The sequence below is a fragment of the Pinisolibacter sp. DMC19 genome (assembly GCF_056313985.1).
Genome location: NZ_JBQUZF010000001.1, coordinates 531,613 through 556,175 on the forward strand (window position 1 = coordinate 531,613; position 24,563 = coordinate 556,175).

18 protein-coding genes are annotated in these 24,563 nt (G+C 69.9%); 11 read left to right on the forward strand and 7 right to left on the reverse strand.

Going from position 1 to position 24,563, the window contains the following annotated elements:
- From ACT53U_RS02360 to ACT53U_RS02370, 3 genes are all read right to left on the reverse strand, one after another.
- Positions 1–921 (reverse strand): response regulator, encoded by a 921-nt coding sequence (locus tag ACT53U_RS02360; RefSeq protein WP_476152421.1) that lies wholly within the window; start codon positions 919–921, stop codon positions 1–3.
- Complete coding sequence (locus ACT53U_RS02365) at positions 911–4,321, reverse strand: hybrid sensor histidine kinase/response regulator (protein WP_476152423.1); 3,411 nt, start codon at positions 4,319–4,321, stop codon at positions 911–913. Before ACT53U_RS02365 ends, ACT53U_RS02360 begins: the two co-directional genes overlap by 11 nt.
- A 304-nt stretch (positions 4,322–4,625) precedes the next feature.
- The gene (locus ACT53U_RS02370) at positions 4,626–5,036 is read right to left on the reverse strand and encodes a methylglyoxal synthase (RefSeq protein WP_476152425.1); all 411 of its coding nucleotides are present in this window, start codon (positions 5,034–5,036) and stop codon (positions 4,626–4,628) included.
- A gap of 324 nt (positions 5,037–5,360) precedes the next feature.
- Here ACT53U_RS02370 and urtA point away from each other — a divergent pair, with 324 nt between their 5' ends.
- The 5 genes from urtA (at position 5,361) to urtE (ending at position 11,194) form a co-directional block, all read left to right on the forward strand.
- Positions 5,361–6,647 (forward strand): urea ABC transporter substrate-binding protein, encoded by a 1,287-nt coding sequence (urtA, locus tag ACT53U_RS02375; RefSeq protein WP_476152427.1) that lies wholly within the window; start codon positions 5,361–5,363, stop codon positions 6,645–6,647.
- 108 nt (positions 6,648–6,755) lie between these two features.
- Positions 6,756–8,366: an urea ABC transporter permease subunit UrtB gene (gene urtB, locus ACT53U_RS02380; RefSeq protein ID WP_476152429.1), complete on the forward strand. Its 1,611-nt coding sequence runs from the start codon at positions 6,756–6,758 to the stop codon at positions 8,364–8,366.
- Entirely contained in the window at positions 8,363–9,502 is a 1,140-nt protein-coding gene (urtC, locus tag ACT53U_RS02385) for an urea ABC transporter permease subunit UrtC (RefSeq protein WP_476152431.1), read from the forward strand. Before urtB ends, urtC begins: the two co-directional genes overlap by 4 nt.
- 231 nt (positions 9,503–9,733) lie before the next feature.
- On the forward strand, positions 9,734–10,495 hold the full coding sequence (gene urtD, locus ACT53U_RS02390; RefSeq protein WP_476152432.1) for an urea ABC transporter ATP-binding protein UrtD: 762 nt from the start codon (positions 9,734–9,736) through the stop codon (positions 10,493–10,495).
- A gap of 3 nt (positions 10,496–10,498) precedes the next feature.
- Positions 10,499–11,194 carry an urea ABC transporter ATP-binding subunit UrtE gene (urtE, locus tag ACT53U_RS02395; protein ID WP_476152434.1) on the forward strand — a complete coding sequence of 232 codons (696 nt, stop codon included), beginning with the start codon at positions 10,499–10,501 and terminating at the stop codon, positions 11,192–11,194.
- A gap of 220 nt (positions 11,195–11,414) precedes the next feature.
- Here the strand turns inward: urtE and ACT53U_RS02400 are convergent, their stop codons facing one another.
- Positions 11,415–11,915, reverse strand: a complete 501-nt coding sequence (locus tag ACT53U_RS02400) for a DUF4405 domain-containing protein (protein ID WP_476152436.1) — start codon at positions 11,913–11,915, stop codon at positions 11,415–11,417.
- Between the two features lie 204 nt (positions 11,916–12,119).
- Positions 12,120–12,932 carry an invasion associated locus B family protein gene (locus ACT53U_RS02405; protein WP_476152438.1) on the reverse strand — a complete coding sequence of 271 codons (813 nt, stop codon included), beginning with the start codon at positions 12,930–12,932 and terminating at the stop codon, positions 12,120–12,122.
- A gap of 502 nt (positions 12,933–13,434) precedes the next feature.
- On the opposite strand from ACT53U_RS02405, the gene ACT53U_RS02410 reads away from it, so the two are divergent.
- The 3 genes from ACT53U_RS02410 to ACT53U_RS02420 all read left to right on the forward strand — a co-directional run bounded on the left by ACT53U_RS02410 (position 13,435) and on the right by ACT53U_RS02420 (position 18,358).
- Complete coding sequence (locus tag ACT53U_RS02410) at positions 13,435–15,174, forward strand: extracellular solute-binding protein (protein WP_476153043.1); 1,740 nt, start codon at positions 13,435–13,437, stop codon at positions 15,172–15,174.
- Positions 15,171–16,895: an AMP-binding protein gene (locus tag ACT53U_RS02415; RefSeq protein WP_476152439.1), complete on the forward strand. Its 1,725-nt coding sequence runs from the start codon at positions 15,171–15,173 to the stop codon at positions 16,893–16,895. Before ACT53U_RS02410 ends, ACT53U_RS02415 begins: the two co-directional genes overlap by 4 nt.
- A gap of 140 nt (positions 16,896–17,035) precedes the next feature.
- Positions 17,036–18,358 (forward strand): GGDEF domain-containing protein, encoded by a 1,323-nt coding sequence (locus ACT53U_RS02420; protein WP_476152441.1) that lies wholly within the window; start codon positions 17,036–17,038, stop codon positions 18,356–18,358.
- 2 nt (positions 18,359–18,360) lie between these two features.
- Here the strand turns inward: ACT53U_RS02420 and ACT53U_RS02425 are convergent, their stop codons facing one another.
- Positions 18,361–19,212 carry a ChbG/HpnK family deacetylase gene (locus ACT53U_RS02425; RefSeq protein WP_476152443.1) on the reverse strand — a complete coding sequence of 284 codons (852 nt, stop codon included), beginning with the start codon at positions 19,210–19,212 and terminating at the stop codon, positions 18,361–18,363.
- Between the two features lie 192 nt (positions 19,213–19,404).
- Between ACT53U_RS02425 and ACT53U_RS02430 the strand changes: the two genes are divergently transcribed.
- From ACT53U_RS02430 to argE, 3 genes are all read left to right on the forward strand, one after another.
- Positions 19,405–20,427, forward strand: coding sequence for a glycosyltransferase family 2 protein (locus ACT53U_RS02430; protein WP_476152445.1), 1,023 nt, complete (start codon positions 19,405–19,407; stop codon positions 20,425–20,427).
- Positions 20,424–22,838 carry a hypothetical protein gene (locus ACT53U_RS02435; protein ID WP_476152447.1) on the forward strand — a complete coding sequence of 805 codons (2,415 nt, stop codon included), beginning with the start codon at positions 20,424–20,426 and terminating at the stop codon, positions 22,836–22,838. Before ACT53U_RS02430 ends, ACT53U_RS02435 begins: the two co-directional genes overlap by 4 nt.
- Positions 22,839–22,943: 105 nt before the next feature.
- The gene (gene argE, locus ACT53U_RS02440; protein WP_476152449.1) at positions 22,944–24,104 is read left to right on the forward strand and encodes an acetylornithine deacetylase; all 1,161 of its coding nucleotides are present in this window, start codon (positions 22,944–22,946) and stop codon (positions 24,102–24,104) included.
- 189 nt (positions 24,105–24,293) lie between these two features.
- Here argE and ACT53U_RS02445 read toward each other — a convergent pair whose 3' ends face one another.
- Positions 24,294–24,563, reverse strand: a complete 270-nt coding sequence (locus ACT53U_RS02445; protein WP_476136296.1) for an EscU/YscU/HrcU family type III secretion system export apparatus switch protein — start codon at positions 24,561–24,563, stop codon at positions 24,294–24,296.

The following is a 24,563-nucleotide window of genomic DNA, read 5'->3' on the forward strand; positions in this document are numbered from 1 at the left end:
CTACCCCGCCTCGATCGCCTTCAGCGCCATGACGGCGGCGGAGGCGCGGTTCTCGACGCCGAGTTTGGCGAAGACCGTCTCGAGGTGCTTGTTCACGGTGCGGGGCGAGAGGCCGAGGATGTCGGCGATGTCGCGGTTCGGCTTGCCGCGCGCCACCCAGAGGCAGACTTCGGCCTCGCGCGCCGTCAGGCCGAAGCGACGGCGCAGCGCCGCCTCGTCGCCGCCGACCGCGTCGCACATCAGCCGCCACAGCCATTCGTCCTCGCCGGCGCGGCCGAGCGAGGTGAGCTGGATGCGGCGGTTGCCGCTCTCGCCGATCGGCACGAGATCGGCCGCCGCCGCGCCCGCCGCCATCGCCGCGACCAGCCGTTCGCGCACCGCCATGGGAAGGCCACCGGCCTCGCCGCCGATCTCGCCGATCAGCTTGACCGCCTGCGGCGTCGCCCAGGCGATGCGGCCGGTCGCGTCGGTGGCGAGCAGGAAGCGTCCCGCCCCGTCGAGCGCCAGCCGCGCCGAGCGTTCGCGCCGGGCATTGGCGAGATGGACGCGGATGCGCGCCGTCAGTTCGTCGAGGACGATCGGCTTGGTGACGTAGTCGACGCCACCCGCCTCCAGCCCCTCGACGATGTGTTCGGTCTCCGAGAGGCCGGTCATGAAGATGATCGGGACATCGGCGGTGGCGGCCAGCCGCTTCAGCCGCCGCGTCGTCTCGAAACCGTCGATGTCCGGCATGACGGCGTCCATCAGGATGACGTCCGGGGTGATCCGTTCGACGATCGCCAGCGCCTGCTCGCCGCCGGTGGCGACCAGCACCATGGCGCCCTGCCCCTCCAGCGTCTCGGTGAGGAAGCCGAGCGTGTCGGGATTGTCGTCGACGACGAGGACGATGTCGCGGCTCTCCGCCGGTCTGTCAGCAGCCATCGTCGGTCTCCAGCAGCGCGACGAACCGCGCCATGTCGAAGGTCTCGGCGGCCCGCGCCAGATCGACCATCCGCCGCCCCGGCTCGCCGCCCGCCGCACGGATCTCCGCCTCGATCGCCGCGAGCCTGCCCGCCACGCCGCGAACATAGCCGATCCGCGCCCATTGCAGCAGATCGTTCGCCTCCGCCGCCGTCGGCCGGTCGTCGGCGGGAGGCGTCGTGGCAACGGCGGGCGCCGACGCGGTCACGGCCGGCGCGGCGGCCGGCTCCTCCCCCGCCTCGCGCCAGACGAGATCGAGGTGGAGCTGCAGCCGATCGAGCAGACGCGAGAGGTCGAAGGGCTTGGCCACCACGTCGTCGTGTGGCGCCACTTCCACCTCCGGCGGCCGGCTGTCGCCGACGTTGGCCGAGAGGATGACGATCCGCCCGCCGTAGCCCTCTTCGCGCAGCGCCACCGCCACCTCCCAACCGGTCATGCCGGGCATCGAGATGTCGAGGAGGATGAGATCGGGCGGCGCCTTCCGCACGGCGTCGAGACAGGCCGCCCCGTCGACCGCTTCAGAGACTTCGAAGCCGATCGGCACGAGGACGCGCTTCAGCAGATCGCGGTGATCGTCGTTGTCGTCGACCACCAGGATCGACCGCCGCCGTCCCTCGTAGCCGGTGACCGTCGGCACCGCCGGCAGCGCCACCGGCCGGGCGACGACCGAGAGATGCATGCGGACGCGGAAGCGCGCGCCCTCCCCCGCCCGGCTGTCGACCCGGACGTCGCCGCCCATCACCGTGACGATCATCTTGGTGATGGTGAGCCCGAGCCCCAACCCCGGCTTCTTCGCCGCCGCGGCGCCGCGCTCGAAGGGATCGAAGATGCGGTCGATCTCGCCCTCGGCGATGCCCATGCCGGTGTCGGTGACGGTGAAGGTCGCAATCTCGTGGCGCATGGCGACGTCGAAATGGACCTCGCCGTGCGAGGTGAACTTGACCGCGTTGGAGAGCAGATTGACCAGCACCTGCCGGAGCCTCTTCTCGTCGGTCGCCACCACGTCGGGCAATTTCGTCGGCCGGGTGAAGCGGAAGGCGAGGCCCTTGGCCTCGGCCTGCGGCCGGAACATCTCGACGAGGCTCTCGAGGAACTCGGCGAAGCGGATCTCGTCGCGGGCGAGCTCGAGCCGCCCGGCCTCGATCTTGGATATGTCGAGGAGCCCGTCGATCAGGCCGGAGAGATGCTCGGCCGAACGGCGGATCACCTTGACCGAATGGGCGCGGCCCTCCGACAGCCCGGCGTCGCGCTCGAGCACCTGGGCGTAACCGAGCACGGCGTTGAGCGGCGTGCGCAACTCGTGGCTGAGGCCGACGAGATAGCGGCTCTTGGCGAAATTCGCCGCTTCCGCCGCCTCCTTCGCCTTCTGCAGCTCGGCGTCGGTGCGCTCGTGCGCCTCGATCTCGTCGAGCAGCAGGCCGGTCTGGCGCGCAGACTCCTCCTCTGCGACGCGCCGACTCTCGTGCGCCAGCACGAAGAACCAGGCGACGACGCCGGCGACGATGATCAGCACGAAGAAGGCCGCCCACAGCGCCCGCGTCAGCGCCGCCTCGATCGCCGGATCGCGCGGGTCGGACTGGAAGTGGATGACCAGCAGCACGAGGCCGATCGCCGCGACGATCAGCGACAGGATGGCGACGTATTCGAGGAGGCGCGGCGACAGTCGCCGCGCGATCGGCTCGGGCAGCAGCGTCCGCGTCCATTCCCGCGCCTGCGCCGAGATCCGCGCCTGCGGCTTGCACTGGTCGCGGCAGCGGGCGTCGAGCGAGCAGCACAGCGAGCAGATCGGCGCGTCGTAGGCCGGACAATGGGCGCTGTCCTCGGGCTCGAAGTCGTGCTCGCAGACCGAGCAGCGGATGGTCGAGCGGCTCGCCCAGTCCTTCTCCGGCTCGCGCGCGAGATACCACCGCCCGCCGGTCGCCCAGGCGAGGAACGGCACCGCGACGAGCGCGGTGGCGAGCGCCACGAAGGGGGCGAAGGCCTGGGCGATCGCCCCGAAATGGCCGGTGACGGCGATCAGCGCCAGCGCGGTCGCGAGCCCCATCGAGCCGAGCCCGACCGGATTGACGTCCGGCAGATGCGCCCGCTTGAACTCGATCCCCGGCGGGGCGAGGCCGAGCGGCTTGGCGATGCCGAGATCGGCGGTGATGGTACCGAGCCAGGCGACGGCGACGATGGCGAAGAGGCCGAGCGTCTTCTCCAGCGCCTCGTAGATGCCGAGCTCCATCAGCAGCAGCGCGATCGCCACGTTGAAGACGAGCCAGACGACGCGGCCGGGGTGGGAATGAGTGACGCGCGAGAAGAAGTTCGACCACGCCAGCGACCCGGCATAGGCGTTCATCACGTTGATCTTGAGCTGCGACACGACGACGAAGGCCGCCGTCAGCACCACCGCGGCCTCCTTCGACGGCAGCATGTATGAGAAGGCGACGTCGTACATCCACGCGGGCTCGCCCGCATGGCTCTCCGGCACACCCATGCGCAGCGCCACGACGGCGAGGAGCGATCCGGCGAAGAGCTTCGGCGCACCGAGCACGATCCAGCCGGGGCCGGCGAAGAACGTGCCGATGCGGTGGGCGCGGCCGGCCTTCTCGACGCGGGCGGGCAGGAAGCGCAGGAAGTCGACCTGCTCGCCGATCTGCGGCATCAGCCCGAGGATCACCGACGAGGCGAGGCCGAAGCGCACGACGTCGAAGCTCTCGAGGAACGATCCCGGTTGGCCACCGGCATGGACGCCGCCGAACTGCCACCACGCCGCGATCTGCGCCGGGTCCTTCCACAGGATGAAGGCGAAGGGGGCGACGTTGAGCACGATCCAGAACGGCTGCGTCCACAGCTGGAAGCGCGAGATCGCGGTGATGCCGTAGACGACGAGCGGGATCACCGCGAGCGCCGACAGGATGTAGGAGAGCCACAGCGGCCAGCCGAAGGCGAGCTCCAGCGCCGACGACATGATCGAGGCTTCGATGGCGAAGAGGATGAAGGTGAAACTCGCGTAGATCAGCGACGTCACCGTCGAGCCGATGTAGCCGAAGCCGGCGCCACGGGTCAGCAGATCGATGTCGACGCCCCACTTCGCCGCGGCCCGCGCGATCGGGAAACCGGTGACGAGCAGCACGATCGACACGACGACGATTGCCGCGGCGGCATTGACGAAGCCGTGGGCGAGCGTGATGGCGCCGCCGATCGCCTCGAGCGCCAGGAAGGAGATGGCGCCGATCGCCGTCTGGGCGACGCGCGGCGCCGACCAGCGCCGGGCGCTCTTGGCGGTGAAGCGCAGCGCATAGTCTTCGAGCGTCTGGTCGGCGACCCAGCGATTGTAGTCGCGACGGACGGGAAGGATGCGCTGTCGACCGGCCATGCTCTCCGCGTTCCCCCTCGCCGCGATGCGTCACGCCCGGTGTCGCACGCGCGGGCGCCGCGGTCGAGAGACCGGGCGAGACGCGGACGTGGGCAGCGCGGAAGCGAGCAAGAATCGTGCGAGCTTCCGGGCACGACTTCGCGCAGAGGCCCTTCATGTTGAGGTGCTCGGCAAAGCCGAGCCTCGAAACGCGAAGGGCCGAGGGGCACTGCCCGTCGTGGCTTCGCCCTTCGAGGCCCGGCGCTGCCGGGCACCTCAGGGTGAAGCCGAACGGGAGGAAGAGATCAGGTCCCCGCGTCGCCCCTCAGGCGGTGTGCGCGGCGCGCTTGACGTGGTCGCCCTTCAGGAAGCCCGACACGACCATCAGATCGGCCGTCGCCTGATTGAAGGCGCAGGGCACGTCGTAGACCAGCGCAAGACGCAGCAGCGCCTTGACGTCGACGTCGTGCGGCATCGGCGTCAGCGGGTCGGGGAAGAAGACGAGGAGATCGATCTCCCCTTCGGCGATCATCGCGCCGATCTGCTGGTCGCCACCGAGCGGGCCTGACTTGACCGTGCTCAGATCCATGTCGGGCAGCGCCTTCCTCACCAGCGAGCCGGTCGTCGCCGTGCCGATCAGCCGGTGCGGGCGCAGGGCTTCGGCGTTGCGCACCACCCAATCCACCAGGGCGGGCTTCTTTTCGTCGTGGGCGATGACGGCGATCGTGAGCGACATGGGACCTCGTCGGTTCGGCGGCAGGCGGCCGGATCGCCGCATGCGACTTTCGTCGGAAGACTGATACGCGATCCGCACGGCCTCGACCAGTCTCGGCGACGCCGCCCCGATCGCCGCGCGGCGCGGATCTCGTTGGAATTCCACCCTCCTGCCCAGCAAAAGGGCAGCAGTCTGCACCAATTCATCGCATGCCGGCCGATCGGGCAGAACCTGCGTCATATGACGTATGGGCCGTTTTGCCGACCCGCGTTCAACTCCCCTCCCGAGCGGACCCGACGGCGGGCTCCGTGATCCGAACAGGGTTTCATCCCGGGGGAGATATTCATGACTCTGAACGAGAAGCTTCTGGGCGCGATCGTCGGCGCCGCCATTTCGGCCGGTGCCTTCGCCTCGTCCGCCAATGCCGCCGACACCATCAAGGTCGGCGTCCTGCACTCGCTCTCCGGCACCATGGCGATCTCGGAGACGACGCTCAAGGACACGATCCTCTTCCTCATCGACGAGCAGAACAAGAAGGGCGGCGTCCTCGGCAAGAAGCTCGAGGCTGTCGTCGTCGACCCGGCCTCCAACTGGCCGCTCTTCGCCGAGAAGGCGCGCGAGCTGATCGCCAAGGACAAGGTCTCGGTGGTCTTCGGCTGCTGGACCTCGGTGTCGCGCAAGTCCGTGCTGCCGGTCTTCAAGGAGCTGAACTCGATCCTGTTCTACCCGGTCCAGTACGAGGGTGAAGAGTCCGAGCGCAACGTGTTCTACACCGGCGCCGCTCCGAACCAGCAGGCGATCCCGGCCGTCGACTATCTGATGTCGAAGGACGGTGGCGACGTGAAGCGTTGGGTGCTGGCCGGCACCGACTACGTCTACCCGCGCACCACCAACAAGATCCTCGAGGCCTACCTCATCTCCAAGGGTGTCGCCAAAGAAGACATCATGATCAACTACACGCCGTTCGGTCATTCCGACTGGCAGACGATCGTCTCGGACATCAAGAAGTTCGGCTCGGCCGGCAAGAAGACCGCCGTCGTGTCGACCATCAACGGCGACGCCAACGTTCCCTTCTACAAGGAACTCGGCAACCAAGGCATCAAGGCGACCGACATCCCGGTCGTGGCGTTCTCGGTCGGTGAGGAAGAGCTCGCCGGCATCGACACCAAGCCGCTGGTCGGCCATCTGGCCGCGTGGAACTACTTCCAGAGCGTGAAGGACCCGGCGAACGACGCCTTCATCGCCAAGTGGAAGGAATTCACCAAGAACCCGAAGCGCGTCACCAACGACCCGATGGAAGCCTCGGTCATCGGCTTCAACGCCTGGGTCAAGGCGGTCGAGAAGGCCGGCACCGTCGACACCGACAAGGTCATCGACACCCTGCCGGGCATCGAGACCCCGAACCTGACCGGCGGCATCGCCAAGGTCCTGCCGAACCATCACATCACCAAGCCGGTGCTGATCGGCGAGATCAAGGCCGACGGCCAGTTCGACGTGGTGTGGAAGACCAAGGACCTCGTCCCCGGCGACGCCTGGACCGACTTCCTGCCCGGCTCCAAGGACCTCGAGGCCGACTGGGTCACGCTCAAGTGCGGCAACTACAACACCGTCACCAAGAAGTGCGGCGGCTGATCCCCGTCCCGCGGTCGTCGTGATGTTCCCCTTCGACGATCGCCCCGACACGCACCCGGGCCACGGCCCGGGTGCTTCCTTCTCCTCCCCACCACGGAAGCGAGACGAATGACCGCCCACGTCCGCCGCCTCGCCCGCACGGGCCTCGTTCTCCTGCTGCTCGCCTTCGGCTCGGTCCTTCCGGCCGCCGCGCAGGACATCTCCGCCGCTCTCGCCCGGCTCGCGACCGACAGCTACGCCGACACCGGCGAGGCGATCGCGCTGCTCTCGTCCTCCGGTCACCCGCGCGCCGGGACGATCGTCGAGGCGCTCCGCGACGGCACGCTCGAATTCGACGCGGCGACGAAGACCGTCGTCATCCGCGCCGGCGACAAGGTCGTCGACGCCGCGACCGGCACGACCGTCGCCACGCCGCCCGCCGGCCTCTCGCCGGTCCGCGTCAACAACCGCGTCCGCGGCGCCATCGCCGCCGCCATGGGCGCGCTGACGCTGATGTCGCCCGATCCGGTGAAGCGCCGCGACGCCGCCGAGGCGGTCTTCAAGTCGCGCGATCAGGCGGCACTCCCCACCCTCGAGGCGGCGATCGCCAAGGAACCCGAAGGCCGCATCCGCACCGCCCTCCAGGTCGCCCGCGCCGCCATCGTCCTGACGAAGGCCGACGCCACCGAAGACGCCCGCGTCGACGCCGCCCAGACCGTCCGCCAGCGCGGCGATCAGGAGGCCGTGTCGCTGCTGCGTTCGCTCGCCCCCGACACGCCGAAGCGCGTGCAGGACGCGGCCCAGAGCGCCGCCAAGTCGATCGAGACCGAACTGGCGCTGTGGAACTCGGCGCAGAACGCCCTCTACGGCGTGTCGCTCGGCTCGGTGCTGCTGCTCGCCGCGATCGGCCTCGCCATCACCTTCGGCGTCATGGGCATCATCAACATGGCCCACGGCGAGCTGGTGATGCTCGGCGCCTACACCACCTTCGTGGTGCAGGAGACGATCCGCACCCATGCGCCCGGCCTCTTCGACTGGTCGCTGGCGATCGCCATTCCGCTCGCCTTCCTCGTCTCCGGCGCGGTCGGCGTCGTGATCGAGCGCACCGTCATCCGCTGGCTCTACGGCCGCCCTCTCGAGACGCTGCTCGCCACCTGGGGCATCTCGCTGGCGCTGCAACAGGCCGTCCGTTCGATCTTCGGCGCCAACAACCGCGAAGTCGGCGCGCCGAGCTGGATGTCGGGTTCGATCGACCTCGGCCCGCTGACGCTGACCTCCGGCCGCATGTGGATCATCGTGTTCTCGCTCGCCGTCTTCCTCGGCCTGATCCTGATCCTGAAGAAGACCTCCGCCGGTCTCCAGATGCGCGCCGTCACCCAGAACCGCGCCATGGCGGCGGCGATGGGCATCCGCACGCCGATGGTCGACGCGCTGACCTTCGGCCTCGGCTGCGGCATCGCCGGCATTGCCGGCGTGGCGCTCTCCCAGATCGACAACGTCTCGCCCAACCTCGGCCAGAGCTACATCATCGACAGCTTCATGGTCGTGGTCTTCGGCGGCGTCGGCAATCTCTGGGGCACCCTCGTCGGCGCCCTGACGCTCGGTGTCGTCAACAAGTTCCTGGAGCCCTTCGCCGGTGCCGTGCTCGGCAAGATCCTGGTGCTGGTCTTCATCATCCTGTTCATCCAGAAGCGTCCGCGGGGCCTCTTCGCCCTCAAGGGACGGGCGGTGGAAGCATGATCACCAACTTTCTCGTCAAGGCCCTCGACCGCCGCGTCTCGCTCGCGCTCCTGGCGATCCTCGCCGTGGCCGTGCTGGTGCCCGTGCTGAACCTCGCCGTGCCGGAGGGCTCGCCCTTCCACGTCCCGACCTACCTCGTCACGCTCTTCGGCAAATACGCCTGCTACGCGGCGCTCGCCCTGGCGCTCGACCTCGTGTGGGGCTGGTGCGGGATCCTGTCGCTCGGCCACGGCGCCTTCTTCGCCCTCGGCGGCTACGCCATGGGCATGTATCTGATGCGCCAGATCGGCACCCGCGGCGTCTACGGCAACCCGATCCTGCCCGACTTCATGGTGTTCCTGAACTGGAAGGAACTGCCCTGGTACTGGTCCGGCTTCGACCATTTCCCCTTCGCCCTGCTGATGGTGATCTTGGTGCCGGGCCTCCTGGCGCTGGTCTTCGGCGGCCTCGCCTTCCGCTCGCGGGTGACCGGCGTCTATCTGTCGATCATCACCCAGGCGATGACCTACGCCCTGCTGCTCGCCTTCTTTCGCAACGACATGGGTTTCGGCGGCAACAACGGCCTCACCGACTTCAAGGACATCCTCGGCTTCAACGTCCAGGCCGACGGCACTCGCTCGGCCCTCTTCGCCCTGTCCTGCCTGACGGTGGCGCTGGCGCTGTGGCTGTCGGCGGCGATCGTCAAGTCGAAGCTCGGGCTGGTGCTGGTCGCCATCCGCGATGCCGAGAGCCGCACCCGCTTCATCGGCTACCGCGTCGCCGCCTACAAGACCTTCGTCTTCGTCGTCTCGGCGATGCTGGCGGGCCTCGCCGGTGCCCTCTACGTGCCGCAGGTCGGCATCATCAACCCGGGCGAATTCTCGCCCGCCAACTCGATCGAAGCGGTGATCTGGGTGGCGGTGGGCGGTCGCGGCACGCTGATCGGCCCGATCGTCGGCGCCGTCGCGGTCAACTGGGGCAAGACCTGGTTCACCGCGGTGCTGCCCTCGCTCTGGCTCTTCGCGCTGGGCGCCCTCTTCGTCCTCGTCACGCTGTTCCTGCCCAAGGGCATCGTCGGCACCATCGCCGACTGGAACGCGCGCCGGAAGGCGACGCCCACCCCGCCGGCGACGCCCGTCGCCGCACCCGCGGAGTGACGGCGATGACGGTGACATCAGAAATACCGCACGCGTGCTCACCCGCCGGCCAGCCCCTGTTCGGCTTCATCCTGAGGTGCCCGACCGAAGGGCGGGCCTCGAAGGGCGAAGCCACGACGGACCGTGCCATTCGCCCCTTCGCCCTTCGAGGCTCGCTGCGCTCGCACCTCAGGATGAAGGGCCTCCGCACACGGACGAACGGCGCAATCTTCCCGCCCGCGAGGACCCGCCATGGCTCATGAAGTCGCCTCCCAGGCGCTGCTCTATCTCGACGACGTCAAGGTCTCCTTCGACGGGTTCAAGGCGCTGAAGGGCCTGAGCCTCGTCATCGAACCGGGCGAGATGCGCGCCATCATCGGCCCCAACGGCGCCGGCAAGACCACGATGATGGACTGCATCACCGGCAAGACCCGCCCCGACGAGGGCGAGGTCCTGTGGGATCGCGGCGCGACCGACCTGACGACGCTCGACGAGGCAGCGATCGCCGAACTCGGCATCGGCCGCAAGTTCCAGAAGCCGACGGTCTTCGAGAGCCACACGGTCGAGGACAACATCTATCTGGCGCTGAAGGCCGATCGCGGCCCGCTCGCCACCCTGTTCCATCGCCTCTCCGGCGCCGAGGCGGCCCGCATCGACGAGATCCTGGCGACCGTCAAGCTCGCCGACCGCCGCGCGGAACTGGCGAAGAACCTGTCGCACGGCCAGAAGCAGTGGCTGGAGATCGGCATGCTTCTCGCCCAGGAGCCGCGCCTTCTCCTCGTCGACGAGCCGGTCGCCGGCATGACCGACGCCGAGACCATGCAGACCGCCGCCCTGCTGCGCGAGATCAACGCCTCGGGCAAGTCGGTGGTCGTGGTCGAGCACGACATGGCCTTCGTCCGCGAGCTCGGCGTCAAGGTCACCGTGCTGCACGAGGGCGGCGTCCTCTCCGAAGGGTCGATCGACCATGTGGCGAACGATCCCCGCGTCATCGAAGTCTATCTGGGGCGCTGAGCCATGCTGAACGTCGACAACGTCGATCTCTTCTACGGCGCGGCGCAGGCCCTGCGCGGCGTCTCGACCAGGGCGGAGATCGGCAAGATCACCTGCGTCCTCGGCCGCAACGGCGTCGGCAAGACCTCGCTGATGCGCGCCATCGTCGGCCAACAGCCGATCGCGAGCGGCTCGATCACCTGGGAGGGCAAGGATCTGGGCCGCAGCGCGCCCTATGACCGCGCCCGCGCCGGCATCGCCTTCGTGCCGCAGGGCCGCGAGATCTTCCCGCTGCTGACCGTCGAGGAGAACCTCCAGACCGGTTTCGCCGCCCTGCCGCGCCACCAGCGCGAGATCCCCGACGAGGTCTTCGAACTCTTCCCCGTGCTCGGCGACATGCTGCGCCGGCGCGGCGGCGACCTCTCCGGCGGCCAGCAGCAGCAGCTCGCCATCGGCCGCGCCTTGGTGACGCGCCCCCGCCTCCTCGTCCTCGACGAGCCGACCGAAGGCATCCAGCCCTCGATCATCAAGGACATCGGCCGGGCACTCGCCTATCTGCGCGGCAAGGGGACGATGGCGATCGTGCTGGTCGAACAGTATTTCGACTTCGCTCGCGAACTCGCCGACCACTACACCGTGCTCGACCGCGGCGAAGTGGTGATCGAAGGCCCCGCGGCAGACGTCGACGCCGAAGCGGTGCGCGCCAAGATCGCGGTGTGAACGGGCCCGGGACCGAGATGCGACGAAGGGCCCGAGGACGATTCTCCGGCCCTTCTCTTCTCTGTTCAGCTTCACCCTGAGGTGCCCGACGAAGTCGGGCCTCGAAGGGCGAAGCCACGACGGGCGGTGCCTCTCGGCCCTTCGCCCTTCGAGGCTCGCTGACGCTCGCACCTCAGGATGAAGGGCCTCTGCGACGAGTCCGCTCGGACGGCCTACGCCCTCACTTCGCCAGAGCCACCCCGAAGATCACCGCACGCGCCTCCTTGCCGGCGGCTTGGGCGGCTTCCGTGAGGCTCTGCTCGGCCTTGGCCTCGACGCCGGCCGCCTTCAGCTTGGCGATCAGCGCGTCGGGCGTGGTCTTCAGCACCGGCGCGACCGCCGAGATCGGCGCCTCGGCGATGGCGCGGTACATCGCCAGCTGCGGATTGCCACCGGCGTTGCCCTCCATCAGGGCCGGCACTGCGAAGGCGGCACCCGCCACCAGCGAAGCCGCCAGCGGCCACACCAGCCAACCGCGCGTCATGTAGCCGACCAGCGGCCACCAGTTCTTCCAGACATGCAGCACGAAGGGCACGATCAGCACCATGCTCAGCCACTCGTGCATGCCACGGAACGCGGCCTGGCCGACGTGAAAGAACAGCGCCACGCCCGAGACGAGCGAGACGACGAAGAGACCGGTGGTGAAGGGGGTCGCGTAACGATTGACCCAATCGCGGAACATGGTGGACACCTCGAATGAACGTTCGAACCGCCGGAAGACGGCCCGTACCCCCGGGATGCGCCCGCGATCACGCGAGATCAAATGAACTCGCGGAAAGGTTGGCGACGGCTCCGCCGCGCCCCTGAAAAACGCACGAAAAACGCGCGCCGGTCGCCCGACGCGCGTCTCGATGTCGCAACTCCGTCGCGCGCGTCCGCGTCGCGATCAGTTCTTCGGCGCCTCGGCCGGCGCCTCGCCACCGAGCTTCTTGGCGGCCTCTTCGGCGCGCTTCTGCAGCTCGGACTGGAGTTCTTCCTGGCTCTTCTGGCTGGCGGTCGGGTCGACGCCCGGACCTTCGGCGGCCGTCTTGTAGGACGACAGCACGAAGGGGAAGGACATCGGCTTCTGCTGGATGTTGAGCGAGGTCACGATCAGTGCCTTGCCCTTCTTCATCTCGGCCACCATCGCGTCCGCCACTTCCATCTCGGCGTAGCAGGCGTTGGGGAAGCAGATCGTGTACTTGGCCTCGAGCTGCTTGCCCTTGTCGACCTGGACGCGCATGCCCGGCTGGATCAGCACCACCGGCGGCACGGCGATCAGCAGCACCTTCTTGGGGTCACCCTCGATCTCGCGCAGCGCCACCGAGGCGACCAGCTGGCCCTCCTGCGAGCGCACTTCCTTGGCGACGAGACAGACGTTCTTCTTCTCGGCGTCCTTGGAGCAGATCTTGACCCAGGGCAGCGGATCCTCGGGCGCCGCGGCGGCGTCCTTGGGAGCCTCCTTCGGCGCTTCCTTGGCCGGAGCGGCGGCAGCGGGAGCGGCCGGCTTCGGAGCGGCGGCAGCCGGCTTCGGAGCGGCGGGCTTGGGGGCGGCCGGCTTCGGCGCCGCCGCGGGCTTCGGCGCCGCGGCCGGGGCTTCCCCTTCCGCCTGCGCCGCCGCGATCGACGGCACCGCGACGAGCGCGAGCGCGGCGATCACGCCGGCCGCGACGCCACCGCGCAGCGTGGAGAGAGCCGAACGAAGGGTGCTTTCAGCCATGGATACCACATCCTCGAAATGATCCGTCGCGACGGCACGGGAAGAGATCGGTGCGATCCGATACCCCCGACCGACGACGACGACAATCCCTCATCCGTCGGCCTCGCCCCGAAACCGTGTCGGACGGCTCCCGGCGTGACGACGGTTCGCCGGCGGGAATGCCGGTCGATCTGGGCGAAAGCGTGTCCGCCCGGCGTCGCACGATCCATAGCCGCTCGCACGCGGGATTTCCACCCTCCGCGAGGCGATCCCCGGCGCTTTCCGCCGCCCCGACGCACGGCGGCACGGGGACGCGCCGCGACCGTGCTAGCATCACGCCGAAGAATCGCCCGACGGTCGGAGACACGACGCCTTGATCGGCCCGAAATCAGCGCCGGATGACCGGTCCCGACGCCCGCGGCGGTGGTCGCAGGCGTCGGCACTCGCCTTCGCCTTCCTCGCCGCCGTCGTCGGCACCGCCCTCGCGCCGTCGGCCGATGCCGCCCCGCGCGCCGCGATCGCCATGCACGGCGAGGCGGCGCTTCCCCCCGGCTTCGACCATTTTCCCTATGCCGACCCGGCAGCCCCCAAGGGCGGACGGGTGACGCTCGGCGTCATCGGCTCGTTCGATTCGCTGAACCCCTTCGTCTTCAAGGGCAACCCGGCCGCCGGCTTCCGCGGCGGCGCCGAAGGGTCGAACGTCTACGAGAGCCTGATGGAGCGCGGCCTCGACGAGCCCTTCGCGCTCTACGGCCTGATCGCCGAGACGATCGACGTCGCCGACGATCTCTCCACCGTCACCTTCCGCCTGCGTCGCGAGGCCCGCTTCTCCGACCGCACCCCCGTCACGCCGGACGACGTCGTCTTCTCCTTCGAGACGCTGCGCGAGAAGGGCCTGCCCTACATGCGCGCGAACTATCGCGACGTGAGCGCGGTGGAGAAGGTCGACGACCGCACCGTGCGGTTCCGCCTGAAGTCGGCGGAGAACCGCGAACTGCCGCTGATCCTCGGCCTGATGCCGGTCCTGCCGGCGCACGACTGGAAGGACCGCGAGTTCGAGGCGACCCGGCTCGACCCGCCGATCGGCTCGGGCCCCTACCGGGTCACGGTGGTCGAACCGGGCGCCCGCGTCGTCTTCGCCCGCGATCCCGACTACTGGGCCAAGGACCTGCCGGTCCGCCGCGGCCTCTACAATGCCGACGAGCTGCGCTTCGAGTATTTCCGCGACCGCAACACCATGATCGAGGCCTTCAAGAAGGGCCTGCTCGATCTCGCCGTCGAGACCGACCCGGGGCGCTGGACCAATGCCTATGCCTTCCCGGCGGTGACCGACGGACGGGTGCTCAAGGAGACCTTCGGCCTCGACCTGCCGCGCGGCATGACCGGCTTCGCCCTCAACACCCGCCGCCCGCTCTTCGCCGACCGCCGCGTGCGCGAGGCGCTGACGCGGCTCTTCGACTTCGAATGGGCCAACCGCAACCTGTTCTATTCGCTCTACGAGCGGCAGGTCGGTTATTTCGACGCCTCCGAGCTCTCCGCCTACGCCCGCCCCGCCGACGCGCGCGAGGCCGCACTGCTCGCCCCCTTCCCCGACGCCGTCGCCCCCGCCTTCCTCGACGGGACCTGGCGGATGCCGAAGACCGACGGCTCGGGACGCGACCGCAAGGCGCTGGCCACCGCGCTCGAGCTCCTGAAGGCGGCCGGCTGGCGGCTCGACGGCGCCCGGCTGGTCGACGAGGGCGGCCGCCCCTTCGCCTTCGAGATCCTGACCCAGACCCGCGAGCAGGAGCGCCTCGCCATGGGCTGGCAGCGCACCCTGGCGACGCTCGGCATCGACGCCCGCATCCGCACCGTCGACGCGGCGCAATACGAGATGCGGCGCAAGACCTTCGACTTCGACGTGACGATGTGGGTCTGGGCCGCCTCCGCCTCGCCCGGCAACGAGCAGATCCACCGCTGGTCGTCGCGCGCGGCGAACGACGAGGGATCGTTCAATCTGCCCGGCGTGCGGGTCCCGGCCGCCGACGCGGCGATCACCGCGCTGATCGGCGCCCGCACCCGCGACGACCTCGTCGCCGCCGCACGCGTCCTCGACCGGGTGCTGATGTCGGGATTCTTCGTCGTTCCACTGTTTCATCCACCTGGACAGTGGGTCGCCCACTGGACGCGAATCGAACATCCGTCCAAGACTCCGGGATCGGGTTGGCATCTGCCCGCGTGGTGGGTCCGCGCCGGGGAGAGGCAAGAAGGGTCGAAGCCATGATCGTCGCACGCGAGGACGAATCCCGCGCTCATGCCGCCACCGGCGCCTGGGGCCGCGTGACGCTCGACCAGATCGTCGCCCGCAACGCCGAGACCCGCGGCGACAAGGTCGCCGTCGTCGACGTCTCCGACCGTCCCGACTGGACCGGCGGTGCCGCCGAGAGCCTGACCTGGCGCGCGCTCAACACCCGTGTCGAGGCGCTCGCCGCCTTCTTCGCCGCCGTCGGCCTGCAGCCCGATCAGGTGCTGGTCTCCCAGATGCCGCCGACGGTCGATGCCGTCGTCACCTTCCTCGCCGCCTCGCGCGCCGGCCTGATCGTCGCGCCGCTGCCGCTCTCGGCCCGCGAGGCCGACGCCATGGTGCTCGCCCGCCGCCTCGGTGCCCGCGCCATCGTCACCGTCGCCCGCACCGAGACCGAGACCCACGGCGAGCGCATGCGCGACGTCGCCGCCGAACTGTTCCAGATCCGCTTCGTCTTCGGCGCCGGCGGCGAGCTGCCCGACGGGCTGGTCGACCTGTCGATGGTCTTCGAGGAGGCGGCCTCGCTCGGCGCCGCCCCCGACATCGGCCGCAAGGGCAACCCGGCCGACCATGCGCTGACCGTCGAGGTCGTCGCCATGCCGGCCGAAGTCGCCGAGGCCACCGCCGCGGCACGCCCGGAGGCGGACGGCGACAACGGCCGCATGATGCCGCTGCCGCGCTCGCACAATCACTGGATCGCCACCGGCCTGATGACCCTGCTCGAGGCCGGCATCGGCTCCGATTCGGTGGTGCTGTCGCCCTTCTCGCTGTCCGGATCGACCGGCATCGGCGTCGCCGTCGTGCCGTGGCTCGTCGCCGGCGCGACGCTGGTGCTCGGCCTGCCGCGCTCGATCGACGGGCTCGCCGGCGAGGCTGCCACCCGCGAGGCGACGCATGTCCTCGTGCCCGCCCGCTTCGCCGCCCGTCTCTCCGACCGGCTGTCGATGCGCCGCGTCGCCCCCACCCTGCTGGCGATCGCCGACGACGAGCCGCACGACCGCCCGATGCCTTCCGGCGTCGACGTCGTCGACGTGACGCCGCTCGGCGCCTACGGCCTCGTCGCCCGCCGCCGCAAGGAGCCGAGCGGCCCGGTCGCCCTGCCGATCGGCGCCTGCGGCGCCCCCGTCGGCACGCCCTCGGCACCGATCCTGATCGAGATGCGCCTCAAGGCGATCGCCCAGACCGCGGCGCAGATGGCGCAGGGTCGCCCGCTCGGCGGCGAGCTGCAGCTGCGCGGTGCCATGGTGCCGCACTTCAACTGGCCGACCACCGCCCAGGAGCGCCGCCACCGCCCGCGCGATCCGGAAGGCTGGATGGCCACCGGGCTGGGTGCCCGTGTCGTCACCGCCCAACCGCCGACCTTCGAACTCGCCGGCCGCGTCGACGACGCCGTCCGCATCGGTCAGGCGCTCTACGATCTCGCCGCCCTCGACGAGCTCTATCGCGGCGTCGAAGGCGTGGCGGATGCCGCGGCTCTCCTGGTCGAGACCGCCGAGACCGGCACCGCCGTCGCCGCCGCCGTGGTGCCCGAGCCCGGCAGGCGCTTCGACGAGACGCTGTTCCGCGCCGCCGTCGAGAACGCCCGCGTCGGCCTCGCCGAGATCCCCGTGAAGGTCTTCCGCGTGCCGGCCATCGCCCGCGGCCCGTCGGGACGCGTGCTGCGCGCCGGCATGGTCCAGCACCTGCTGCATCGCAACTGACGGGCGACGGGGACGCCGCCCCGCCCTCTCGACGTCCGATCTCCGTGTCGGGGCAATCCCTTCGCCCCGACGACGGCGATCTCTTAACATCTCGTAAACCACGTTCGTGCGAGGATTCCGCCATTCGGAGATCCTCACTCATGTCCTATCGCGGCCGCGTCCTCGTCATCGAAGAAACGCCCCGCCCGGAGACCCGTCGTCTCTGGGACGGGATCCGGGCCGACGGTTGGGACGTCCGCGCCCTGCCGCTCGCCCGCACGCTCGATCGCGGCGCCGTCGAACATCCCGACGTGGTGGTGCTGAACTTCGCCGGCACCGAGGGCGAGGTCGACCGCACCCGCTATCTCGACGCCGCCGCCCGCATGACCATGCTGCGCGGCGCCCGCCGCCTGCCGGTCGTCGCCGTCGACGAGGAGGTCCACCCCGACGAGCGTCCGATCGGGCTTTCCGACGTGCTGCGCGCGCCCTGGTCGGTCGGCCACGTCTCTGCCCGCCTCGGCTCGCTCGCCCGGCTCGCCACCATGCGCGCCGAGATCCTGCGCCGGCTCGACACCGCCTCGCGCTTCGGCCTGTCGCGCACCGAGCCCGACCTCGGCGCCGGTCTCGCCGACGCCCATGTCCTGGTGGTCGGCGCCGGCATCCGCTACTTCACCATCGAGCGCGCGCTGTCCAAGCGCTCGACGCTGATCGGCGCCTTCACCATCGACACCGCCGTCGACTATCTCGAACGCCGCGCCTTCGACGCCGTCGTGGTCAACCTGCCGCTCGAGGACGCCATCGACTTCCTCGAGGTGCTGCGCCGCAACCCCGACACCTTCGCCCTGCCCGCCGTCGTCCTGACCGGCGAGACCGAGCCGCGCCTCGTCGAGGCGGTCCACGCCGCCGGCGCCACCGACCTCGTCTTCGCCGACGAGAGCGAGAAGGTCTTCTCCGACCGGGTCGAGGCGGCGATGACCGAGCATCGCCTGCGGGCGACGCTGAAGTCCGCCTATGGCGACACCCGCCACGACCGCACGCTCGATTCCGTCACCGGCCTCTATCGCCGCGCCTTCCTGATGGAACATCTGACGGCGCTGATCGACGACGCCCGCGAGCACGACGAACCGCTCGCCGTCGTCGGCTTCCGCCTCGCCGAACTGGCCGAGATCAATGCCGAATGGGGCTGGGCCGCCGGCGATCACCTGCTGGCGCAGGTCGGCCGGATGATCGCCCGTCTGGTGCGCGGCGAGGACACCGCGGCGCGAGCGGGCGGCGATCGGCTCGCCATCGCCCTGCCGGCGACCGACGTCGAGACCGCCCGTCCCGTCGCCAACCGCATCGCCGGCATTCTCGAGACCACCGCCTTCTCGGTCCCCGGCGCCCCCGGCCCGGTGTGGATCACGCTCGACGTCGCCATCGTCGAGCCCGACGACGACGAGGACGCCGCCGCGATCCTCGCCCGCGCCTTCGGCCCCGTCGTCTGATCTCAGTCGAGCGCCCGCATCCGGACCACGTCGACGCCCGCCGCCGCGAGCGCGGCCGCATAGGTGTCGCTCGAAAGGAAGGCGAATTCCGCCCGCCGCGCCCGGTCGATCGGGTCGGCGGCGTCCGCCGGTCCGTCCGGGTGGGCGGGATGGCACATCACCAGCGGGCGGTTCCCGAGGTGGTCGAGGAAGGTCGGGAAGACCTCCGGGAAACGCTCGGGCTCGAAGGCGGTGATACCGCCGAATCCCTCGTTGACGGTGATGCCGCGGGCCCGCGCGGCGTGCGCGAATCCGCTCGCCAGCGCGGTGATGAACAGCGCCTTGCCGGTCTCGATGCCGCGCGCGACGATCCGTCCCGGCCGCTCGCCGCTGTCGCGCAGCCAGGTCTTCGTCGCATCGAGGATGCCGCGGTCGTAGGCCGCGAAGACGGCCCTGCGCACGCCGGGGAAGATCTGGACGTGCTGATGCCCGTCGAAAAAGTCTGGATCTCGCCCGAAGGCCGCCCTGAAACGGGCGACCTGACGCCCGATCTCCGCCGTCATCTCCTCGTAGTCGAGACGCAGGAGAAGCGAGCGGCCGAGCACCCGTCCGAGCGAGACGGGCCGACCCTCGGGATCGATGGACGGGACCGGCTGGACGGGCGGGAGATCGGTGAGCGCGAAGTGCAGACCCACGTCGATCCGGTCGGCGATCGCCGCGAGTTTCGCGGCGTCGGCCTCGAAGGCCGGGCCGGTCACCATGCAGCCGGTCGCACCGAGGCGGCCCAGCGCGACGAGTTCGAGAATGCCGCGATCGATGGTTTCGGAGAGCCCGAAATCGTCGGCGCAGAGGACGAAGGACCGCTTGCCTGTCATTCCTGCTCCGAACCGCGGCCTCGCCCCGCGGTCGTCAGCACGACGGTCTGACCCACCGTCGATCCGTTTGCCCTCGCGCGAAGCCTGCCCGTCTTCGCCATTGACGCCCCGCGAGATTGAGGCGAAGTCTTCTCGCCGAGCGCCGGGTTCATCGCATACACGACCCATCGCGTCCTTGAAAGGATTTCGACCATGACGTCCGCGCCGGAGACCCTCGAGCGCTCCGCCCTCTCCGCCTCCCTGGTCAGCGTCGTCCTGCCGATGCACAACGAGAGCGAGGGCATCGCTCCGCTCTTCGCCCGCCTCGTGCCCGTGCTCGAGAGCCTCGGCGTGCCCTTCGAGATCGTCACCGTCGACGACGGCTCGCGCGACGACACCTTCGCCCGGCTGAAGGCGGCGCGCGCCACCGTGCCCGGCCTCAAGGTCATCACCTTCTCGCGCAACTTCGGCAAGGAGATCGCCGTCACCGCCGGCCTCGCCCACACCCGTGGCGACGTCGTCGTCGTGATGGACAGCGACCTCCAGCATCCGCCGGAGGCGATCCCCGAGCTGATCGGCCTGTGGGCGACCGGCGACTACGACGCCGTCAACGCCCGCCGCGTCGATCTCGACCACCAGTCGCTGCTGCGCTCGGCCTTCTCGACCGCCTTCTACAAGTCGTTCGAATTCATGTCCGACGTGCCGATCGACCGCGAGGTCGGCGACTTCGGCGCCTACGACCGCAAGGTCATCGACGCCTTCCTCGCCATGCCCGAGCGCAACCGCTTCAACCGCGGCCTCTTCGCCTGGGCCGGCTTCCGCACCACCACGGTGCCGGTCACCATGGGCGAGCGCACCACCGGCACCTCGCAGTGGGGCTTCTTCAAGCTGCTGCGTCTGGCGATCGCCGCCATCACCTCCTTCGGCACGCTGCCCCTGAAGATCTGGGCGGTGATCGGCTCCTTCGTGTCGCTGTCGTCGCTGCTCTACGGCGCCTATGTCGTCGCCAAGACGCTGATCTTCGGCGCCGACGTGCCGGGCTTCCCGTCGCTGATGGTGGCGATCCTGTTCTTCTCCGGCGTCCAGCTGATCGGCCTCGGCATCATCGGCGAGTATCTCGGTCACGTCTTCTCCGAGGTGAAGCGCCGGCCGCTCTACTTCGTCCGCGAGGCGATCGGCTTCGACGAGACGCACGTCGCCGCCGCCGCCGCTCCCACGGTGGAGATCCGCCGTTGACCGCCGTCGATCCCGCCGGCCGCCGTGCCGCCGATCCGGGCCTCCGGGTCGTCTTCGTCGTCCTGGTGCTGGCCTGGGTCTTCCTGACCCGGCCGTGGCTGTTCGGCGGGTTCACCGTGCCGTGGGACGCGGAGGCGCATTTCCGCGCCCAGCTCGGCTTCCTCGCCCATTCGATCCACGAAGGCCGTGGCATCACCTGGAACCCGTGGATCTTCGCCGGCTGGCCGCAGATCTCCGACCCCCAGTCGCTGATCTTCGTCCCCGCCTTCTTCGTCCTCGCCCTGCTGGTGCCCGATCCGAGCGCCCAGGCGATGGACGCCGCGGTCTTCGCCCAGCTCGGCCTCGGCGGGCTGGCGCTGGCGCTGTGGTTCCGCGATCGCGGCTGGCACGCCGGCGGCGCGGTCGTCGCGGCGCTCTCCTTCGCCTTCGGCGGCTCGGCCGCTTGGCGGCTGCAGCACACCGGGCAGGTGATGAGCTACGCGATGCTGCCCATCGTGCTCTTCTGCGTCGACCGGATGATCACCCGCCGCTCGATCGCCTGGGGCCTGTGGACCGGCATCGCCGCCGGCCTGCTGGCGCTCGGCCGCGACCAGATCGCGCTGCTGTCGCTCTATTTCCTCGCCGGCCACGCGCTGTGGGAGATCTTCACCCACGAGAAGCCGGTCCGCCACCTCGGCGCGACCATCGTTCCCGGCCTCGCCGTGGTGATCGGCGGCCTGCTGGTGGTGGTCGTGCCGGTCGTCATGACGCTGCTTCTCGCCGAGCACTCCAACCGGCCGGAGATCGACTTCATCGGCGCCGGCAAGGGCTCGCTGCCGCCCGAGGCGCTGATCTCGGTGGCGATCGCCGATCTCTTCGGCCAGGGCGCGCAGGACGTCGACTACTGGGGTCCGCCCTCGCCCGCCTTCGGCTACACCGACGTCTTCCTCGCCCAGAACATGGGTGCGGTCTACGCCGGCGCGATCCCGATCCTGACCATCATGATCGCCGGCCTCGCCCGCGGCCGGCTCTTCGTCAAGGAGATCGGCTGGCAGACCATCGCCGCGGTCTTCTTCGTGCTCTACGCCGTCGGCTGGTACACCCCCGCCTTCCGCGTCTTCTACGACCTGATGCCGGGCGTCGACCTCTACCGCCGTCCCGCCGACGCCACCTTCATGATCGGCTTCTCGATCGCGGTGCTCGGTGGCTGGCTGACCCACCGACTCCTCACCGAGCCGCGCCGCCCGCGCGCACCCGTCGCGGTGATCGCGGTCCAGATCGCGCTCCTCGCGGTCGTCTTCGGCGTACTCCCGGTCGCCTTCGGTCTCCACGCCGACCGCCTCGCACTGGTGTGGAAGCCGCTGGTCACGGCGCTCGCCTTCTCCGGCCTCGCGCTCCTGGTGCTGCTCATCGCCCGCGCCTTCGTGCGCGACGGCTCGCCCCGCGGCGGCGTGCTGGCGGTCGGGCTCCTCGCGCTCTTCACCACGGTCGACCTCGCCTGGAACAACGCACCGAACGAATCGACCGCCTATCCGTCCGCCACCTTCGACGCGCTCGACACCGCGACCAAGGATCCGGTCGTCGCCTTCCTCAAGAAGCAGGTGGCGGAGAACGATCACGGCGACCGTCGCGACCGCGTCGAACTGGTCGGCATAGGCTTCCACTGGCCGAACCTCGGCATGGTCCACGGCCTCGAGCACACGCTCGGCTACAACCCGTTGCGCATGGCCGAATATGCCCAGGCGACCGGCGCGATCGACCACATCGCCATCCCCGAGCAGAAGACCTTCTCGGCGCTGAATCCGAGCTACGATTCGCTCCTCGTCGACATGCTCGGCCTGCGCTGGATCGCGACGCCGCTGCCGATCGAGAAGATCGATCCGAAGCTCCCGCCCGGCCGTCTGACCGAGGTCGCCCGCTTCCCCGCCATCCCCGGCATCTACCCGGCGCCCGGTCGGCCGGAGACGCGGATCTACGAGAACCCGCGCGCGCTTCCCCGCGTGCTGGTGGTCGACCGCGCCCGCGCCGTCGCCTTCGACCAGATCCTCGCCGAAGGGCGTTGGCCGGACGGCTTCGACCCGCGCCGCGAAGTCCTCGTCGCCCGTTCGGGCGAAGGCGCCATCGATGGCCCGCTGCCGGCGGCGACCGCCGACGCCACGCCCGCCGGCACCGCCACCATCGCCAAGTATCTCAACTCGGAAGTCGTGATCGACGCCGACATGGCGCGCGACGGCTTCCTCGTCCTCAACGATTCCTGGCATCGCTGGTGGAAGGTCGAGATCGACGGCAAGCCGGGCGAGGTGGTGCGCGCCAACCTGCTCTTCCGCGCCGTCGCCGTGCCCGCCGGCCACCACCGCCTGCGCTTCACCTTCCACCCCTTCGAAGGGGCGTGGCGGGACTTCCCCGGACTGATGCGCAGCCTCTTCGAGTGAACATCGGGGGTTCCACGGAGCCCCCGAAACCCGGTAGACTGACCGCTTCTCGCCGCCGCCTCACGAGGCGGCGGTTCCCTTTTTCGACCGGACAACCCGCGCCCGATGAAGCCCACCGCCACCGAGATCCTCGCCCGCCTCGTCGCCTTCGACACGACGAGCCGCAACTCCAACCTCCCGCTGATCGAGTGGGTGGAGGCGATGCTCGCCGAGCACGGCGTGCATTTCGAGCGGGTGCTCGATCCGACCGGCACCAAGGCCTGCCTGTGGGCGACGATCGGTCCGCGCGACGTCCCCGGCTACGTCCTCTCCGGCCACACCGACGTCGTCCCCGTCGACGATCAGGACTGGGCGACCGATCCCTTCGTGCTGACCGAGATCGGCTCGCGCCTCTACGGCCGCGGCACCTCGGACATGAAGGGCTTCGCCGCCGTCTGCCTGTCGCGCCTGCCCGAGATGGTCGCCGCCCCCCTGAAGCAGCCGATCCACCTCTGCCTCTCGCACGACGAGGAAGTCGGCTGCATCGGCGTGCGCAACGCCCTCGCCCGCATCGACGAGCTGGCGCCGGCGACCCCGCTCGCCGCCTTCGTCGGCGAGCCGACCAACATGGCCGTCGTCGTCGCCCACAAGGCCAAGTGGTCCTATCGGGTGACGGTGCGCGGGCATTCGTGCCATTCCTCGCTCGCGCCCTCCGGCGTCAACGCCATCGAGGCGGCGGCCGAGGTGATCGCCGAGATCCGCGCGATCGGCCGTCGTTTCGAGACCGAAGGCCCGCGCGATCCGCTCTACGACGTGCCCTTCTCGACCTCCCACGTCGGCACCATCCACGGCGGCACGGCGCTGAACATCGTGCCGGAGCACTGTTCGTTCGAATTCGAGTTCCGCATGCTCGCCGGTGTCGACCACCAGCCCTTCGAGGACGCGCTGCGCGCCCATGTGGCGACCGTGATCGAACCCTGGATGAAGGCGCGGGCGCCGGAGACCGGCGTGACGATCGAGCGCGTCAACGGCTTCCCCGGCTTCGACACGCCGCCCGAGGCCGACGCGACGGTGCTCGCCAAGCGGCTCGCCGGCCGCAACGACCACACCAAGGTCGCCTACGGCACCGAGGCCGGCCTCTTCGTCGCCATGGGGCGGATGCCGACCGTGGTGGTCGGCCCCGGATCGATCGGCCAGGCGCACATCCCCAACGAGTTCATCGAGAAGGCCGAGCTCGACAAGTGCGGCACCTTCGTCGACCGGCTGATCGCCCATTGCCGGGGGTGAGCGGGGATGCGGACGGCTTTGAGCCGATCTCCGTGCGGAGGACCTTCATGCTGAGGTGCCCGACCCTCGGGTCGGGCCTCGAAGCGCGAAGGGCCGAGAGGCACCACCCGTCGACGGCTTCGCCCTTCGAGGCCCGGCGTTGCCGGGCACCTCAGGGTGAAGCCGAACAGAGAACAGCCCACCCCCGCCTCACTTCATCTTGCCCGACGAGCGCAGCACGAAGGAAATGACCTCGGCGACCGCCTTGAACAGCGTCTCGGGGATCTGACGGTCGAGCTCCACCGCAGACAGCGCCTTGGCGAGCAGCGGGTTCTCCTCCACCGCCACGCCCGCCTCCTCGGCGCGCGCGACGATCTGGTCGGCGACGTGGCCCTCGCCCTTGGCGACCACGGTCGGGACGCCCTGACCCTCCCACTTGAGGGCCACCGCCAGCTTCTTGTCGTCGGTCTCGTTCGCCAT